This is a genomic window from Nocardia sp. NPDC004722 (assembly GCF_053601505.1).
This window is the reverse complement of record NZ_JBSGBY010000911.1, coordinates 1-2,341: the sequence shown is the minus strand read 5'-3', so window position 1 is coordinate 2,341 and position 2,341 is coordinate 1. Positions and strand designations below refer to the sequence as shown.

General features: G+C 70.9%; 1 protein-coding gene and 1 pseudogene. Both read right to left on the bottom strand.

Features of this window, described 5'->3' with window-relative positions; all coding sequences use genetic code 11:
* A partial coding sequence (locus tag ACWELQ_RS43910; RefSeq protein ID WP_452402889.1) for a beta-ketoacyl synthase N-terminal-like domain-containing protein occupies positions 1–2,113 on the bottom strand: 2,113 nt, incomplete at its 3' end.
* Positions 2,114–2,153: 40 nt separating this feature from the next.
* Positions 2,154–2,341, bottom strand: a pseudogene (locus ACWELQ_RS43905) (SGNH/GDSL hydrolase family protein); the annotation flags it as partial.

Genomic DNA, 2,341 nt, shown 5'->3' with positions numbered 1-2,341 from the left:
CGGCCACCATGGTGCCCGCCTCGACGCCCTCGGGGACCGCCATGGCCGCGCCGCGCGCCCGGGCCAGGGTGAAGAAGTCCTCGGTGGCCACGGCACCGGAAGCCCACAACGCGGTGAGCTCGCCGAAGCTGTGCCCGAGGTAGCCGTCGGCCCGGAAGCCGAACTCGCGCAACACCCGGAACTGACCCGCCGACAGCGCGCCGATGGCGGGCTGCGCGAATTCCGTCCGGCGCAGCGCGTCGTCCTGCTCGGCGCGGGTCTCGTCGTCGAACGCGGGCGGCGGGAACACCACCGCGCCCAGCCGTACCGGCGCGTCGGCGAAGGCCGCGTTGGCGGCATCGAACGCGGCACCGACGGGCGGATTGTTGAGGGCCGCATCGGCTCCCATGTCGACGTACTGGCTGCCCTGTCCGGCGAACAGCGCGCCCACCTTGCGGTCGGGCAGCGCGGCGGCGCGGAAGTACACGCCCTCGGGGTGATCCCAGTGCGGCGCTTCGGGATTGCGCGTCAGTTCCTCGATCACCAGCGACCGCAGGTCCGCGGCCGAGTCGTCGTCGAGCGAGACGAATCCGACGCGCGCGTGCTGCTCAGGAATGTCACCGCCGTCAGTGCCCTCGGTGTCGCGCACCGCCTCGATCAGGCCCGCCACGTCCGGCGCGTGCCACAGGTGCGCGCGCGGCGTGCGGTGCAACAGCGGAGTCCGCTCGCCGTCGGCCTCCTCGAGCACCAGGTGGAAGTTGGTGCCGCCGAACCCCATCGCGGACGCGGCCGCGCGGCGCACCGGCCGCCGCGGATCCAGGATCCACGGCCGGGTCCGCGAGTTCACGTAGAAAGGCGCTGTCTCCGAGGCGATCTCGCTGTTCGGGGCCTCCACGTTGATGGTTCCCGGCAGCACCTTCTGGTGCAGCGCCAGCGCCAGCTTCATGACGCTGGCGGTGCCCGCCGCGCCCTTGGTGTGCCCGATCTGGGACTTCACGCTGCCCAGGGCCGCGAAGCGCGGCTCCGGACTCGCCTCCGACAGCAGCCCTTTCAGCGCGGTCAATTCGGTCTTGTCCCCGACCGCGGTGCCGGTGGCGTGCGCCTCGATGAGCTCGACATCGGCCGGTGAGCAGTCGGCATCGGCGTAAGCCCGGTCCAGGGCCACCCGCTGGCCCGCCGCAACCGGCGCGTAGATGCTCTTGGCGCGGCCGTCACTGGACGATCCGAGCCCGCGAATCACCGCGTAGATGCGGTTACCGTCACGACGGGCGTCCTCCAGCCGCCGCAACGCCAGCATCGAAATGCCCTCGCCCAGCAGCGTTCCGTCCGCGCCGGACCCGAACGGGCTGATCCGCCCGCCGTGCGACAGCGCCCCGACCTTGCTGAAGCACATGTAGATGAAGATCGTGTTCTCGGTGTCCACACCACCGGTGATCATCAGATCCGCACGCCGGTCCCGCAATTCGGCGATAGCCGTACGGATCGCCGCCAACGAGGCCGCGCAGGCCGCGTCGACGGTGCAGTTCATGCCGCCCAGCCCGAGCCGATTGGCGACCCGCCCCGCGACCACATTGGCCAGCAACCCCGGGAACGAATTCTCTTCCCACGGCGCGAAAGCCGCGACGAAGCGGTCCGCGATGGCGTCGGCGTCACCGTCGGACAGCCCCACCGACCGCGCGGCCTCCTTCAACACCGGAGTGGACAGCCGGGCGGCGAGCGGATGCATGAGCGGTACCGGCCCGGTGGTGCCCAGCACCACGCCGGTGCGCGCCGGGTCGTACCAGGACGACCCGGTCGCGCCCGCGTCGACCAGCAGATCGCGCGCCACACCGAGGCTGAGCGTCTGCATGGTGCTCGTCACCTCGAGCTGATTGGGCGGCAGCCCGAACTCGAGCGGATCGAAATCGACATCGGGCAGAAACGCCCCGCGCCGCGAATAGGTCTTGTCGGGCGCGGCCGGATCGGCGTCGTAGTAGTCGTCCAGGCTCCATCGCGAGGCGGGCACATCCTCGGTGCAGTCCACACCGTCGACAATGTTCTGCCAGTACTCTCGATGGTTGCGCGCCTTGGGCAGCAGCCCCGACATCCCGACAATCGCAATCGGGTCGTGCGCCAGGCGTCTGTCGTCCGTCACGGAAAATCCTCTCGAACCAGGGTGTGGTGAGCCGTGTCGCTCAGGCGGCGACGATGGTGGCGGTGGTGGACGCGATGAGTTCGGCCGCGGCGGCGGCGAACAGGCGGTGACCGGTCGGGCTGGGGTGCAGGCCGTCCTCGGTCCAGGTGGCGGGCAGTTCCCAGTCGGGGCGGGCCGACAGGTCCAGCAGGAGTACGCCGTGGGTGGCGGTGACCCGGGCCATGACCG